Source organism: Variovorax sp., assembly GCF_035634955.1.
GTDB lineage: Bacteria > Pseudomonadota > Gammaproteobacteria > Burkholderiales > Burkholderiaceae_C > Variovorax.
The window spans coordinates 250,283-265,478 of sequence record NZ_DASQBZ010000024.1 but is presented as its reverse complement, the minus strand read 5'-3'; the positions used below and the strand labels follow the sequence as shown (position 1 = coordinate 265,478).

The following is a 15,196-nucleotide window of genomic DNA, read 5'->3' as shown; positions in this document are numbered from 1 at the left end:
CCTGCACACCATGGCTACTCAACGACTCGGACTCATCATGCACGGCGTCACCGGACGCATGGGCATGAACCAGCACCTGATCCGCTCCATCTGCGCGATCCGCGCCCAGGGCGGCGTGACCCTCTCCAACGGCGACAAGGTCATGCCCGACCCGATCCTGATCGGCCGCAACGCCGAGAAGATCGAGGCACTCGCCAAGGCGCACGGCATCGCCCGCTGGGGTACCGACCTGGACGCCGCGCTGGCCAATCCGGACGACACCGTGTTCTTCGACGCCGGCACCACGCAGATGCGCCCCACGCTGCTGGCCAAGGCGATCCGCGCCGGCAAGCACGTCTACTGCGAGAAGCCCATCGCCACCAACCTCAACGAGGCCGTGGAGATCGCGCGCCTGGCCGACGAAGCCGGCCGCACCAAGGGCCTCAAGCACGGCGCCGTGCAGGACAAGCTGTTCCTGCCGGGCCTGCGCAAGCTCGACATGCTGCGCCGCGCCGGCTTCTTCGGCCGCATGCTCAGCGTGCGCCTGGAGTTCGGCTACTGGGTGTTCGAAGGCGACCTGCAACCGATCCAGCGCCCGAGCTGGAACTACCGCAAGGAAGACGGCGGCGGCATGATCCTCGACATGATGTGCCACTGGCGCTATGTGCTGGACAACCTGTTCGGCGAAGTGAAGTCGGTCAGCTGCCTGGGCACCACCCACATTCCCAAGCGTTGGGACGAGGACGGCAAGCCGTACGAGGCCACCGCCGACGACGCCGCCTACGCCACCTGCGAGCTGACCGGCCACAACGGCGAGCCGGTGATCGCGCAGATCAACATGAGCTGGGTCACGCGGGTGCGGCGCGACGACCTGGTGACCTTCCACGTCGACGGCACCGACGGCTCGGCCGTGGCCGGCCTGTCGAGCTGCCGCGCCCAGTCGCGCGTGGCCACGCCCCGCCCGGTATGGAACCCGGACGAGAAGCAGACGATGAACTTCTTCGACCAGTGGCAGGAGATCCCGGACAGCCAGGTCTACGACAACGGCTTCAAGATCCAGTGGGAGCACTTCATCCGCCACGTGGTCGAAGACGCACCCTACAAGTGGACCCTGCCCGAAGGCGCCAAGGGCGTGCAGCTGGTCGAGGCCGCACTCGAGAGCTGGCAGGAACGCCGCTGGATCGACGTGCCGGCCCTCCAGGTCTGAGGCGGGAGCACGGCATGGCGCTCACCCTGACCCTTCCCGCCGCCGGCGGCGCGCTCGCGCCCTACACGCTGCAAGGCAGCGTGCCGCAACGGCCTCCGGCGGGCCTGAAGTTCAACCGCATCGCCTATTCGGCGGCGCACGTGGTGGCAGATCCGCTGGCCGCGGTCGACCCCTGGCTCACCGCGGCCATCGACTGGGACGCGACCATCGCCTACCGCCGCCACCTGTGGTCGCTCGGCCTGGGCGTGGCCGAGGCGATGGACACCGCGCAGCGCGGCATGGGCCTGGACTGGCCCACGTCGCTCGAGCTGATCCGCCGCTCGCTGGAAGCCGCGCGCGACGTGCCCGGCGCCATCGTCGCCTCGGGCTGCGGCACCGATCATCTCGACCTCGATGCCGTCAAGAGCGTGGACGACGTCATCCGCGCCTATGAAGAGCAGATGGCCGCCATCGAAGGCCTGGGCGGCAAGCTCATCATCATGGCCAGCCGCGCGCTGGCACGCGTTGCGCGCGGGCCGGCCGACTACGAGCGCGTGTACGACCGCGTGCTGCGCCAGGCCAGGCAACCGGTGATCCTGCACTGGCTGGGCGACATGTTCGACCCCGCCCTGGCCGGCTACTGGGGTACCGCGAACCTCGACGCCGCCATGAACACCGCGCTGGACGTGATCGCCGCACGGGCCGACAAGGTGGACGGCATCAAGATCTCGCTGCTGGACAAGGACAAGGAAATCGCCATGCGCCGGCGCCTGCCGGCCGGCGTGCGCATGTACACCGGCGACGACTTCAACTATGCCGAGCTGATCGCCGGCGACGCCTTCGGCACGGAGCCCACGCATGGCAGGAGCGATGCGCTGCTGGGCATCTTCGACGCCATCGCGCCGGCGGCCAGCGCCGCCTTGGGCGCACTGGCGAGCGGCGACGAAGCGCGCTTCCACGCCATCCTGGGCCCGACGGTGCCGCTGTCGCGCCACATCTTTGCCGCGCCGACGCGCTTCTACAAGACCGGGGTGGTGTTCATGGCCTGGCTCAACGGCCACCAGTCGCACTTCACAATGGTCGGCGGCCAACAGAGCACCCGGTCGCTGCAGCACCTGTCGGAACTGTTCCGGCTGGCCGATGCGGCCGACGTCCTGGAAAAGCCCGAGCTGGCGGTGCAGCGCATGAAGGCGCTGCTGGCCGTGCACGGCGTTCAGGCCTGATGGCGGCGGCTCCGATGCGAGACTTCTCGACCGGCCACGAGTGGCTGTCGATCAACACCGCCACCGTGCGCCGCCAGCACGGCGCCGAGGTGCCGCTCGACCGCATCATCGACCAGTGCGCCGAGCGCGGCATCCGCGCCATCAGCCCCTGGCGCGACCAGGTCGCAGCCGCCGGCCTGGCGAAGGTCGGCGCGCAGCTCAAGGCGCACGACATGGTGCTGTCCGGCTACTGCCGCGGCGGCTTCTACCCGGCAGCCGACGCAGCCGGCCTGAAGGCCGCGCTGGACGACAACTACCGCGCCATCGACGAGGCCAAAGCGCTCGACGCGCCCTGCCTCGTGCTGGTGGTCGGCAGCCTGCCCGGCGCTCTGCAGGGGCAGGCGGCCTATCACGACATCGGCCGCGCGCGCGGCGAGGTGCGCGACGGGATTGCCGCGTCGCTCGATTACGCGCGCAAGGTCGGCATGCCGCTGGCCATCGAGCCGCTGCATCCCATGCAGGCGGCCGAGCGCGCCTGCATCAACACGCTCGAGCACGCGCTCGACCTGTGCGACGAGCTCGATCCCCGGCGCAGCGGCATGCTCGGCGTGGCGCTGGACATCTACCACGTGTGGTGGGACCCCAAGCTCGCGCAGCAGATCGAACGGGCCGGCCGCGAAAGGCTGCTGGCCTACCATGTGTGCGACTGGCTCACGCCCACGCGGGACCTGCTCAACGACCGCGGCATGATGGGCGACGGCGTGGTCGAGTTGAAGAAGATCCGCGGCTGGGTCGAAGCCGCCGGCTACGCCGGCTTCAGCGAAGTGGAGATCTTCTCCACGCTGGGCTGGTGGCAGCGCGACGGCGCCGAGACGCTGGACACCTGCATCGAGCGGCACCGCAGCGCGACCTGAGCGCGGCCGCGGCCGCTGTGCTGCAATTGCCGCATGGCCGGCATCACACTCGACGACCTGCGGCGCTACGCCGTCGCGCGCACGCTGTTCAAGCCCACCACGCTCGGGCGGGCCATCGACCGCCTGGGCTTCGTCCAGGCCGACCCGATCCGGGCGCCGGCGCGGGCCCAGGACCTGACGCTGCGCCATCGCGTCACGGACTACCGCGCCGGCGACCTGGAACGCCGCTACGCGCGGCTCGCCGTCGAAGAGGACTGCCTGGTGAACTACGGCTTCCTGCCGCGGCGGCATCTGGCGCTCATGCATCCGCGCCGGGCCGCGAAGGCATGGGACGCCGCAACCGAGGAGCGCGCCCGGCAGGTGCTGGATTTCGTGCGCGAGCGCGGGCGGGTGCATCCGCGCGAGGTCGAGGCGCACTTCGCCCACGGGCGCGTGCGCAACTACTGGGGCGGCTCCAGCAATGCCGCGACGCAACTGCTCGATGACATGCACTACCGGGGCATGCTGCGCGTGGCCCGGCGCGACAGCGGCACCCGCGTGTACGAACCGGCGCATCACCTGCCGGCGGACGACAGCCTCGACGCGCGTTCGCAGCGGGCCGAGGCGCTGCTCGCGCTGGTGGTGCGCAAGTACGCGCCGCTGCCGGCCTCCAGCCTGGTCTACCTGGCCCGCCTGCTGCGCTACGGCGCGCCACACCTGCAGGAGGCCACGCAGGCCGCCTTGCGGCAGGTGCGCGACCAGGTCGCGAGCGAGCGGATCGACGGCGTCACCTGGTACTGGCCGGCCGACGAAAGCCCGAGGTCGCGACGCTGGGGCGACGATGGGCAGTTGCGCCTGCTGGCGCCGTTCGACCCGATCGTCTGGGACCGGCGCCGCTTTGCGCTGCTGTGGCAATGGATCTACAGATTCGAGGCCTACACCCCGGCCGCGCAGCGGCGCTACGGCTACTACGCGCTGCCCCTGCTGTGGCAGGAACGGGTCATCGGCTGGGCCAACCTGTCCTGGCAGAACGAGCGCCTGACACCTGCGTTGGGCTACGCCGCCGCTGCGCCGCGCGGCGCCGCTTTCCAGGCCGCGCTGGATGAGGAACTGCAGCGCATGTCGTGGTTCCTCGCATCGCGCTGAACACCCGGCTCGCCCGTTCGCAGGATCAGTCCGTCCGCAGGCGCAGCAGCTTGCCGCCGGCGCCGTCGGTCAGCAGGTAGAGCCAGCCGTCCGGGCCCTGCCGCACGTCGCGGATGCGTTCGCCGCGCTCGGCCAGGAGGCGCTGGCGCGAGACCACCGCGTTGCCCTCGAGCACGAGCCGCCACAGCGCGGTGCCGGCCAGTGCACCGACGAACAGGTTGCCCTTCCACTGCGCAATGGCGTCTGCCGTGTAGAAGGCCATTCCGCTCGGGGCGATGGACGACTTGGCCGACCCCGGCACCCAGGGCGCGCCATCGATCGTCTCCCAGTAGGTGACCGGCTGCTCCATGCCGGCCTTGGCGGTGCCTTCGCCCCAGGCGGTGGTGGTGCCGTAGTACTGGCCCCAGCTGATGACCGGCCAGCCATAGTTGCGGCCGGGCAGCACGCGGTTGACCTCGTCGCCGCCTTGCGGACCGTGCTCGCTGGCCCAGAGTTCGCCCGTGTCCGGATGCAGCGCCGCACCCTGCGGGTTGCGGTGGCCGTAGCTCCAGATTTCCGGTTGGGCGCCGCTGACGCCGAAGCCGGGATTGCCGGGCGCCGGCGCGCCATCGGTGGTAATGCGCACCACCTTGCCGTTGCCGCGCGTGAGGTCCTGCGCGTAGACGTTCTGGCTGTCGATCTGCCGCTCGCCCATCGTCACGAACAGCATGCCCTGGCGGTCGAACACCAGCCGGGAGCCGTAGTGGCCGGTGCTGCCGGCGACCTTCGGCTGCTGCCGATAGATGACCGTCACCCCTGACAGCCTGCGGCTGGCCAGGTCGACCACGGCGCGGCCCACGGCCGTCCCGTTCAGTCCGCCCGCGGCTTCCGAAAAGCTGAAGTAGATGCGCCCGTTGGCCGCAAAGGCCGGATCGAGCACGACATCGAGCAGGCCGCCCTGCCCAGCGGCATCGACGGCCGGCAGGCAGCAGATCTCGTCCGCGCCGCCGTTGGCCGGCGAGCCGTCGGCATTGCGCAGGCGCAACCTGCCTGCGCGCTCGGTAACCAGCATGCGCCCGTCGGGCAAAAAGGCGAGGCTCCAGGGGCTGTTCAGGTCCTTCGCCAGCTCGACCACGCGTACCGCGCGCTCAGGCGCCGGGCTGTCCGGCGCGGCAGGCGGCGGCGCCGGCGGCGTGTCGCCCGGATCGTCCGGCGCGACGGTGCCAGTGGGGACGGCGCCGGTGGCGCCTGCATCCGCGCCGTTGCCGCCCCCGCCGCAGCCGGCGGCCAGCGCCGCCAGCATCAGCGCGAGCGCGCAGCCGCGCCAATCGATACCCGTTCCCGTGGCTCGCATGGCTGCCTCCTGTCTGCCCTTGGGCAGGGCGTGGCGGCATTGTGCGCGGCGCGCCGCTGCGCCGGTCGGACGAGGCGCCCTTGTCGCTGTAGGCGCCGGTCGACGTTACGCGGCCTGGCCGCGCCCCGCCTGCCTACTTGAGCGCCTTGTAGCGCATGCGGTGCGGGCGCGCGCCTTCTTCGCCCAGGCGCTTCTTCTTGTCGGCTTCGTACTCCTGGTAGTTGCCGTCGAAGAAGACCCACTGCGAATCGCCTTCGGCGGCCAGGATGTGGGTGGCGATGCGGTCGAGGAACCAGCGGTCGTGGCTGATCACCAGCACGGTGCCGGCGTACTCGAGCAGCGCGTCTTCCAGCGCACGCAGGGTTTCCACGTCCAGGTCGTTGGACGGTTCGTCCAGCAGCAGCACGTTGCCGCCCTGGATCAGCGTCTTCGCCAGGTGCAGGCGACCGCGTTCACCGCCCGACAGGTTGCCGACCTTCTTCTGCTGGTCCTGACCGTTGAAGTTGAACCGGCCGGCGTAGGCGCGGCTGGCCATCTGGAACTTGCCGACGTTGATGATGTCCAGCCCGCCGGAGATGTCTTCCCACACGGTCTTGTCGTTGGCCAGCGCGTCGCGCGACTGGTCGACGAAGGCCATCTTCACCGTCTGGCCGACCACGACCTCGCCGCTGTCGGGTTGTTCCTTGCCGGCGATCAGCTTGAACAGCGTGGACTTGCCCGCGCCGTTGGGCCCGATGATGCCCACGATGGCGCCGGCCGGGATGTTGAAGTTCAGGTTGTCGATCAGCACGCGGTCGCCGAAGCTCTTGCTGACGTTCTTGAACTCGATGACCTGGCTGCCCAGGCGCTCGGCCACGGGGATGAAGATTTCCTGCGTCTCGTTGCGGCGCTGGTATTCGACGTCGCTCAGCTCCTCGAAGCGGGCCAGGCGCGACTTGCTCTTGGCCTGGCGCGCCTTGGGGTTCTGGCGCGACCACTCGAGTTCCTTCTTCAGCGCCTTGGCGTGGGCTTCCTCGCTCTTCTGCTCCTGCGCCAGGCGTTCGCCCTTCTGCTCGAGCCAGCTGCTGTAGTTGCCCTTGTAAGGAATGCCGCGGCCGCGGTCCAGTTCGAGAATCCACTCGGCCGCGTTGTCCAGGAAGTAGCGATCGTGGGTAATGGCCACGACCGTGCCGGTGAAGCGCTGCAGGAAGATCTCCAGCCACTCGACCGACTCGGCGTCCAGGTGGTTGGTCGGCTCGTCGAGCAGCAGCATGTCGGGCTTGGACAGCAGCAATTGGCACAGCGCCACGCGCCGCTTCTCGCCGCCGGAGAGCAGGCCCACCTTGGCGTCCCACGGAGGCAGGCGAAGCGCGTCGGCGGCGATCTCGATCTGGTGCTCGGAATCGGTGCCGGCAGCGGCGATCACCGCTTCCAGCTCGCCCTGCTCCTTGGCCAGCGCATCGAAGTCGGCGTCTTCCTCGGCATAGGCGGCGTAGATTTCTTCGAGCCGTGCCTTGGCGGCGTTGACTTCCTTCATGGCCTCGTCGATGGCCTGGCGCACGGTGTGCTCCGGATCGAGCTTCGGTTCCTGCTCGAGGTAGCCGATCGACAGGCCCGGCATCGGGATGGCTTCGCCTTCGATCTCCTTGTCGACGCCGGCCATGATCTTGAGCAGGGAAGACTTGCCCGAGCCGTTGAGGCCCAGCACGCCGATCTTGGCGCCCGGGAAGAAGGACAGTGAGATGTCTTTCAAGATCTGCCGCTTGGGCGGCACGGTCTTGGAGACCTTGTTCATGGTGTAGACGTACTGGGCCATGGGTCGTCCGTGTCTATTCGATCAGCATTGGGGGGTGAAATGGCGGCCGGCGCCGGCCAAGGGCCTGCGGCATGCGCCGAGGCGGGGCGTTCGCAGCCAGCGCCTGACTAAGCCTGCAAGTCTACCGCAGGGGTGCCGCCCGGCGCCGGCCGAGGGGCGGACGACGCTCGGAACAAGTGGGCGGATTCAGGGGGATTGGCATTCACCCGGCTATTTCCGGGCACGCGGGCGCCACTCGTGCGACAATAGGCCGGTCGACGGGCACAGTTACCCGCGAAGCCGGCTCCGCGCCGGGGCCGAAGGAAGGCCAGCCTTTCCCGAAGCCCGATCTCCCCAACTGCATCAGCCTCAACTGGCCCGGCATTCAGCCCTTGCGCTGCATCGCCGCGGCGGGCCGATACCCGTGAAGAAAAACACAGCGCCGTGTACGGCGCCCAATGTACTCAATGACATTTGATGATCTGAACCTGGCTCCGGCCATCCTGAAGGCCGTGCGCGAGCAAGGCTACGAAAACCCCACCCCCATCCAGGCCCAGGCGATTCCCGCCGTGCTCGAGGGACACGACCTGCTCGCCGGCGCACAGACCGGCACCGGCAAGACGGCGGCATTCACCCTGCCCATCCTGCACAAGCTGAGCATGGCGCGCAGCGCCACCAACAAGTTCGGCGGCACCGGCATCCGCTGCCTGGTGCTCACCCCCACCCGCGAACTCGCCGCACAGGTCGAGGAATCGGTGCGCGAATACGGCCGCTACCTGCAGCTGTCGTCCACCGTGATCTTCGGCGGCGTGGGCATGAAGCCCCAGATCGACCGCCTCAAGCGCGGCGTCGACATCGTCGTCGCCACGCCCGGCCGCCTGCTCGACCTGCAGCAGCAAGGCATGCTGGACCTGTCCTCCGTGCAGATCCTGGTGCTCGACGAAGCCGACCGCATGCTCGACATGGGCTTCATCCATGACGTGCGCAAGGTGCTGGCGCTGGTGCCCAAGGACAAGCAGAGCCTGCTGTTCTCGGCCACCTTCAGCGACGAGATCCGCGACCTCGCCGGCGGCCTGCTTCACAACCCGCAGAGCGTGCAGGTCACGCCGAGCAACACCACCGTGCAGCGCATCACGCAGGTGGTGCACCCGGTGGGCCGCACCCGCAAGAAGGCCCTGCTGGCCCACATCATCAAGCAGAACGACTGGAGCCAGGTGCTGGTGTTCACCCGCACCAAGTTCGGCGCCAACAACGTGGCCGACTACCTCAACGACAACGGCATCACGGCGATGGCGTTGCACGGCAACAAGAGCCAGAGCGCCCGCACGCAGGCCCTGTCGGGCTTCAAGAGCGGCGACCTGCGCGCCCTGGTGGCCACCGACATCGCCGCCCGCGGCATCGACATCGACGAACTGCCGCACGTCGTGAACTACGAGATTCCCAACGTGCCGGAGGACTACGTGCACCGCATCGGCCGCACCGGCCGCGCCGGACGCGAAGGCCAGGCCATCAGCTTCGTCTGCCTGGACGAAGAAGGCTTCATGCAGGAGATCGAGCGTTTCACCAAGCAACGCATCGAGGTCGAGGCACTGGAGGGCTTCGGCCCCGAGGACGGCGAGCGCGCCGAGCCGATCGCGATGGGTCGCCAGACGCTCTGGGGCGGCGCCGGGCGCCCGCCCAGCCGCGAGGTGATGCAGGCGGCTGCGCGCAGCGCGCGCCAGGACATGATGCAGCGCATCCGTGACAACAAGGGCCGCCCGGCCAACGGCCAACGAGGCGGCAAGGACGCCGTCGCGGGCGGCGGCGATGCTCCGCCGCGCAGCGCGCATCCTTCGCGCCCCGAGCACGGCCCCGAAGGCCTGGGCAAGGCCGGCAGCGGCCGGCGCCGCCGTCGCGGCGGTGGCCAGGGCGGAGCGGCACGTGCGCCGCAGCCGCACGGAACGCACCACGCACATCCCCAAGGCGCCGGCCATGGCGCCACGCACGAGGAGCGCCAGCCGCGCCACTACGGCAACAGCCAGAGCCCGACCCAGGCCGACGCGGTGGCGCACCGCCGCGCCGAGCAGGGCACCGGCTTCGGCGCCGGTCCCGACCCCCTGCGCACCAGCGTCGACAGCTTCGGCGGCCGCGGCCGCCGGGGCGGTGGCGGTGGCGGTGGCGGTGGCGGTGGCGGCGGCAACCGTCGCAGTGGCGGCGGCGGTGGCCGCTCGGGCGGCGGCTCGTACCGCTGAGAGCGCGGCGGTGCCACGGCACCGCCGCTTGTCACCAGGGCCTGACGGCGTCGCCGTCCGGCCCTTTTTTCATGGGCGCGACCGCATGGCGCCGGCTCAGAAGCGCGTATGGATCGCGCCACTGACGGCGCCGTCGTCGTCGACCAGGGCCATCCAGCGCCACTTGTCGAAGGTGGTGCATGGGTGCGAGATGCCCAGTGCCACGCGGTCGCCCACCGACGGCATGCCCGTGCTTTCAGCGAAGCCCGCGTCGAAGCGCAGGTAGGCATGCTGGTCGTTGAGCGCGCTGATCTTCCAGCCGGCCGGCGCGGGCCGGGCCGCGCGTGCGCCTCGCGGCGCATGCCATGCGGGGATCGGCATCTCGAGGTCGTACGAGATGTCGCGCCGGCCGCAGGTCAACAGCGCCAGCCCCGGCTCGGGCACCGACTGGACCAGCGCCCACACCTCGAGCGCCGGTCGCAGCGAAGCATCGAGGCCTTCGCGCCGCTCCACCTGCGCCAGGAAGCGCCGGTAGTTGCCGTGGTCGTGCGTCAGGTAGCAGCCCGAGCGCAGAACGCCCTGCACCGGACGCGTCAGGCCGCTGCTGCGCAGCATCGGGACGACCAGGTCGAACACCGCCGAGCCGCCGGCCGTCAGCAGGATGGACGCGTCGGCGAACAGCTGCTCGGCGTCGCACGCGCGCACAGCGTCGTTCACGCGATGCAGCAGCGCGCTCACCTCGCGGGCGTCATGCTCGCTGTCGCAGGTGGCGACGCTGCCTTCGTAGCATTCGACACCGCCCAGGCGTGCGACGGGCGATCGCGCGATCGCGCGCCCCAGGGCCAGCGCCTGGTCGAGCGTGCGCACGCCCGTGCGCTGGCCGGGGATGCCGATCTCGAGCAGCACGTCGAACCGCCCGCCGTACGCGCGACGACGCGCCCAGTCTTCGATCAGCGCCAGTTGCGCGAGCGAATCGACCAGGAACCACACACGCAGGTCCGCATGGCGCGCCAGCAGTGCCGCCAGCCCGTCCAGGTCGGCATCGGCCAGCACCTGGTTGGCGATGATCGCGCGACGCGCGCCCGCCTCGACCCCCACGGCCAGCTGGAAGATGGTGGCGAAGGTCAGGCCCCAGGCGCCCCCCTGCAGTTGCATGGCGAACAGCTCGGGCGACATCGTCGTCTTGCCGTGCGGCGCGAGTTCGACGCCCTTGCGCCGCGCGAAATCCTGCATCCAGGCCAGGTTGTGCGCCAGCGCCGAGGTGCGCAGCGTGGCCAGCGGGTACGCCAGGTCATCGGCCAGCACGTGCCAGCCGCGCGCGCCGATCTCGTCGCCGCGGCAGGGCTCGGCGCCCAGCGGAAAGCTCTTGCAGCGGTGGTCGAGAAGAAAGGTGTCGGTCGTCATTTTGCGGATTCTCCCCGTTACAGTGTCATTGCGGGTTGGCGCCGCCAAGCCATGGCGCAATGCCCGCCGATCAAGCCCCCTTCCCGCACCAAGACCAGACATGCCCGAAGTTGAAACGCCCGCGCCGGATGCCCGGCAAGCCGCTCCCCACCTGGTCGCCATCGACTGGGGCACCAGCTCCTTGCGCGGCGCGCTGCTCGACGCCGACGGGCACGTGCTGCAAGAACAAAGCCATGCGCGCGGCATCCTCACCGTGCCGGCGGGCGGCTTCGCGGCCGTGTTCGACGAGTTGTTCGGCACCTGGATGCGCGAGACCGGCGCGCGTTGCCTGATCTCCGGCATGGCGGGCAGCCGCCAGGGGTGGGTGGAGGCGCCCTATTGCCCCTGTCCGGCCGGCCTGCAGGAACTGCGGGCGCAGGTGGTCGAGGTGGTGCCCGGCCGCGTGGCCGTCGTGCCCGGCCTGTCCCATGAAGATGACGGCGTGCCCGACGTGATGCGCGGCGAGGAAGTGCAGATCCTCGGCGCCGTCGCCCTCACCGGCATCGCCGACGGACTGTTCGTCCTGCCCGGCACCCACAACAAGTGGGCCCGCGTGCGCGGCGGTCGCATCGCCGGCTTCCGCACCTGCATGACCGGCGAGTTCTATGCGCTGCTCAGCCAGCACTCGATCCTGGCCCGCACCATCGACGCCGCCGCACCGCTGGACGAGCCGGCTTTCCTCGAAGGCGTGGCCCAGGCCGGCAACGGCAAGGGCCTGCTGCACAACGCTTTCGGCGCGCGCACCCTGAGCCTGTTCGACCGGCAGCCGCCGGCGGCGCTGGCCAGCTACCTGTCCGGCCTGCTGATCGGCGAGGAGTTGCGCTCGCAGTCGGTCGGCGGCGAGGACGAACTGCTGCTGATCGGTGCGCCGGCGCTCGTACGGCGCTACGCTCTGGCCCTCGACAGCCAAGGCGTGCGCACCCGCACGCTCGGCGCCGAGGCGACCTGGGCGGGCCTGCACGCCCTGGCGCGACTCGGCTGAGCCGCACGACGCGCCCTGCTTCCGACACCTCTGCGCAACGACACGACATGAGCGACATCCAGCACAAGTTCGACACCGCCATGGCCAGCCTGCCGCTGGTCGCCATCCTGCGCGGCATGCGGCCCGACGAAGCCGCGGAGATCGGCGATGCACTGGTCGAGGCGGGCTTCCGCCTGATCGAGGTGCCGCTCAATTCGCCGCAGCCGCTCGAGAGCATCGCGCTGCTGCGCCGGCGGCACCCAGACGCCCTGGTCGGCGCCGGCACCGTCCTGAGCACCGGCCATGTGCAGGCGGTGCGGGACGCCGGCGGCGAACTGATCGTCTCGCCCGACTGCAAGCCCGCGGTGATCGGTGCCGCGCGCCAGGCGGGCCTGGTTAGCCTGCCCGGCATCATGACGCCCACCGAGGCTTTCGCGGCACTCGACGCAGGCGCGCACGGGCTCAAGATCTTCCCGGCGGAGCTGGCCTCCCCGGCCGTTGCCAAGGCCTTGCTGGCCGTGCTGCCGGCCGGCACGCCACTGCTGCCGGTCGGCGGCATCGCGCCGGGAAACATGGGCGCTTGGCAGGCAGCCGGCGTAGCGGGCTTCGGCATCGGCTCGGCGCTGTACAAGCCGGGCAAGGGCGCTGCCGAAGTTCGCGAAGACGCGCATGCCTTCGTGGCGGCGTGGCACGGCCAGTTGCGGGCCTGAACCTGCGCGCCGGCGCTCCCGGCTGCCCTGCCGCGCGGCGCCGCGGCCGAGCCTCAGCGCAGGTAGTGCAGCGCGGCCGGGCCGGCCAGCGCCACCCCGGCAATCACCAGCAGGCCGCAGACGATGGCCTGCACCACGCGTGGCGACCACGGTGGCGGCGCGCGCCGCACCCAGGCGGTCACCAGCACCACGAGCGGCGCCGCAAGCAAGGCGAGATACAGCGAGTGCAGGCTGAACTGTCCGCTGGGCACCACCATCGCCAGGCGAACCAGCGAGGCCAGCGCGAAGCACGCCACCAGCGTATGACGGATCGACTGCGGCGTCATCGGCTGGCGGTAGAAGTGGTAGACCAGCGGCGGCCCGGAGGTGGAGAACAGCCCGCTCATCAGCCCCGAAACCACGCCCACCGCGCGAAACACGGCCGGGGGCGAACGCTCCGCACGAGGCCGGGCGTGCAGCATCAGCATCGCCGCGCAGGCCAGGATGGTCAGGCCCAGCAGCAGGCGCAGCAGTTCCACCACGTTGCTGGAAAGCCAGCCCAGCAGCATGACGCCGGCGGCCACGCCGAACACGCTGCCGTACATGGTGTTGCGAAGCACCTGCATGTCGACCGACTTGCGCGCCCCGCCGCGCAACGCAGCCCAGGCCTGCACCAGGCTCAGGAGATTGGCCGCATTGGCGGCGTCCGCCAGCGGCACGAGATGCAGCACCCCTACCAGGCCCAGCAGGATCAGGCTGAAGGCGAAGCCGGTAAGCGCCTGGGACCACGTGGCCAGCGCCACGCACAAGAGAAAAACGACGCCTTGCTCGATGCTCATCCGACTTTTCGCTCGGTCGCGGCTGCCGCATGCCCCGAGCTGGAACTCCATAACAGGGCCCGAGGCTAACCGATCCGACCCTCAGGCCCGGCGGCCTCTGCCGCCATGGAATTCAGATCGCCTCGACGCGGCGCATCAGCGCGGCCGGCCCGCGCGGCCAGCCGACCGGCCCGAACCAGGCACCGCCGGCGATCGCCGAGCCGATCACCAGCCCATAGATCACCAGTGCCAGCCCCTGCGCCAGGAACACCTGCGCCAGCCCGCCGCCCCAGCGCAGCGCCAGCCAGCCGCCCAGCGCGGCCACCGCCAGGCGCATCAGGTTGCCCAGCACCGGCCAAAGCAGCCGCCCGGCGCCTTGCGAAGCAAAGTACAGCACCAGGCCGACGCCGAAGAAGCCGTACATCGGGCCGACCAGGCGCAGGTACTGCGTGCCGGCCGCAAGCATGGTCGCGTCATGGCCGAACAGCAGCAGCCATTGACGAGGCCACAGCGCCGCCGCCAGGCCCACGGCTTCGGCCAAGGCGAACGCCAGTGCCCCGCCGATCCAGGCAGCGCGCATCGCCCGCTCCCTGCGCCCTGCGCCCAGGCAGGTGCCAACCATCGCCAGCAACGGCGCGCCAAGCCCGAACACCAGCGGCACCAGCAGGTATTCCAGGCGCGCCGCCGTGCCGTAGCCGGCGATCGCATCCGGGCCGAAGCGTCCGACCAGCGCGGTGGCAATGCCGATCGACAGGTTGGTCGCGAACGTGGAGACCGCGCCCATCAGGCCGACGCGCAGGATGTCGCGGAACAGCGGCCAGCGCAGCGGCATGCCCGTCAGGCGCGGCACCAGCAGGCTGCGCGGCGAGCGCAGCCAGGCCCACAGCACCAGCGAGCCGCCCAGGTAGTAAAGCAGCAAGGCAATGGCGCCACCGGCGATGCCCATGGCGGGCACGGGCCCCCAGCCGAAGATCAGCAGCGGCGACAGGGGCACCAGCAGCACCACGCCGCCCACGGTCACGTTGGCCGGCACCGCCATGTTGCCGGTGCCGCGGATCACCGCCGCCAGCGAATTGAACAACCACACCAGCACGGCGCCGCCGAACACCCAGTTGGAATACACGAGCGCGCCGGCCAGCGATGGACCGGTGCCGCCCATCTGCGCGTAGAGCCAGCGCCCCCCGAGCAGGAGCGCCAGGCTGAAGACGGCGGCGAAGCCCAGCGCGATGAGCAGCGCATGGAGCACCAGAGCGTTCGCGTCCTCGCGCCTGCGGGCCCCCAGTGCGCGCGCGATGGCAGAGGCGATGCCGCCGCCCATGGCGCCGGCCGACGTCATCTGCATCAGCATGACGATGGGAAAGACCAGCGCCATCGACGCCAATGCATCGGGGCCCAGCTTGCCGACGAAGTAGGTTTCGATGAGTCCGACCGCCGCCTGCGCCACCATCACCAGTACGTTTGGGGCCGCCAGGCGCAGCAACGTTCCGGCGATGGGGCCCTCGAGCAGCAGGCGGGTGCGTGGATCGATCGATGCGTCCTCGGCAGTCATGTGCGGCACCTGT

12 protein-coding genes are annotated in these 15,196 nt (G+C 70.4%); 7 read left to right on the top strand and 5 right to left on the bottom strand.

All coding sequences use genetic code 11. From position 1 onward, the window contains the following. Positions 1 to 10 precede the first annotated feature (10 nt). The 4 genes from VES41_RS14170 to VES41_RS14155 are packed head-to-tail and all read left to right on the top strand — an operon-like array spanning position 11 to position 4,406. Positions 11 to 1,186, top strand: coding sequence for a Gfo/Idh/MocA family oxidoreductase (locus VES41_RS14170; protein ID WP_324818018.1), 1,176 nt, complete (start codon positions 11 to 13; stop codon positions 1,184 to 1,186). A 14-nt stretch (positions 1,187 to 1,200) separates the two neighbouring features. After that, positions 1,201 to 2,388 (top strand): dihydrodipicolinate synthase family protein, encoded by a 1,188-nt coding sequence (locus VES41_RS14165; RefSeq protein WP_324818015.1) that lies wholly within the window; start codon positions 1,201 to 1,203, stop codon positions 2,386 to 2,388. A 14-nt stretch (positions 2,389 to 2,402) separates the two neighbouring features. Next, positions 2,403 to 3,281 (top strand): sugar phosphate isomerase/epimerase family protein, encoded by an 879-nt coding sequence (locus tag VES41_RS14160; protein WP_324818013.1) that lies wholly within the window; start codon positions 2,403 to 2,405, stop codon positions 3,279 to 3,281. Positions 3,282 to 3,314: 33 nt separating this feature from the next. Further along, positions 3,315 to 4,406: a DNA glycosylase AlkZ-like family protein gene (locus tag VES41_RS14155; protein WP_324818011.1), complete on the top strand. Its 1,092-nt coding sequence runs from the start codon at positions 3,315 to 3,317 to the stop codon at positions 4,404 to 4,406. 25 nt (positions 4,407 to 4,431) lie between these two features. Here the strand turns inward: VES41_RS14155 and VES41_RS14150 are convergent, their stop codons facing one another. Both VES41_RS14150 and ettA read right to left on the bottom strand, forming a co-directional pair. Further along, complete coding sequence (locus VES41_RS14150; protein WP_324818008.1) at positions 4,432 to 5,739, bottom strand: PQQ-dependent sugar dehydrogenase; 1,308 nt, start codon at positions 5,737 to 5,739, stop codon at positions 4,432 to 4,434. A gap of 133 nt (positions 5,740 to 5,872) precedes the next feature. Continuing rightward, positions 5,873 to 7,534, bottom strand: coding sequence for an energy-dependent translational throttle protein EttA (ettA, locus tag VES41_RS14145; RefSeq protein ID WP_324818006.1), 1,662 nt, complete (start codon positions 7,532 to 7,534; stop codon positions 5,873 to 5,875). A 446-nt stretch (positions 7,535 to 7,980) separates the two neighbouring features. On the opposite strand from ettA, the gene VES41_RS14140 reads away from it, so the two are divergent. Further along, positions 7,981 to 9,744 (top strand): DEAD/DEAH box helicase, encoded by a 1,764-nt coding sequence (locus VES41_RS14140; RefSeq protein WP_324818003.1) that lies wholly within the window; start codon positions 7,981 to 7,983, stop codon positions 9,742 to 9,744. A gap of 96 nt (positions 9,745 to 9,840) precedes the next feature. Here VES41_RS14140 and VES41_RS14135 read toward each other — a convergent pair whose 3' ends face one another. After that, complete coding sequence (locus tag VES41_RS14135) at positions 9,841 to 11,127, bottom strand: amino acid deaminase (RefSeq protein ID WP_324818001.1); 1,287 nt, start codon at positions 11,125 to 11,127, stop codon at positions 9,841 to 9,843. Between the two features lie 100 nt (positions 11,128 to 11,227). Between VES41_RS14135 and VES41_RS14130 the strand changes: the two genes are divergently transcribed. Both VES41_RS14130 and VES41_RS14125 read left to right on the top strand, forming a co-directional pair. After that, the gene (locus tag VES41_RS14130; protein ID WP_324817999.1) at positions 11,228 to 12,148 is read left to right on the top strand and encodes a 2-dehydro-3-deoxygalactonokinase; all 921 of its coding nucleotides are present in this window, start codon (positions 11,228 to 11,230) and stop codon (positions 12,146 to 12,148) included. Between the two features lie 47 nt (positions 12,149 to 12,195). Then, a complete protein-coding gene (locus VES41_RS14125) occupies positions 12,196 to 12,837 on the top strand; it encodes a 2-dehydro-3-deoxy-6-phosphogalactonate aldolase (protein ID WP_324817996.1) in 642 nt (213 codons plus the stop codon). 53 nt (positions 12,838 to 12,890) lie between these two features. Here VES41_RS14125 and VES41_RS14120 read toward each other — a convergent pair whose 3' ends face one another. Together VES41_RS14120 and VES41_RS14115 are read right to left on the bottom strand one after the other, a co-directional pair. Continuing rightward, complete coding sequence (locus VES41_RS14120; RefSeq protein WP_324817993.1) at positions 12,891 to 13,655, bottom strand: TSUP family transporter; 765 nt, start codon at positions 13,653 to 13,655, stop codon at positions 12,891 to 12,893. Between the two features lie 112 nt (positions 13,656 to 13,767). After that, on the bottom strand, positions 13,768 to 15,183 hold the full coding sequence (locus VES41_RS14115; protein WP_324817990.1) for an MATE family efflux transporter: 1,416 nt from the start codon (positions 15,181 to 15,183) through the stop codon (positions 13,768 to 13,770). Positions 15,184 to 15,196: the final 13 nt, after the last annotated feature.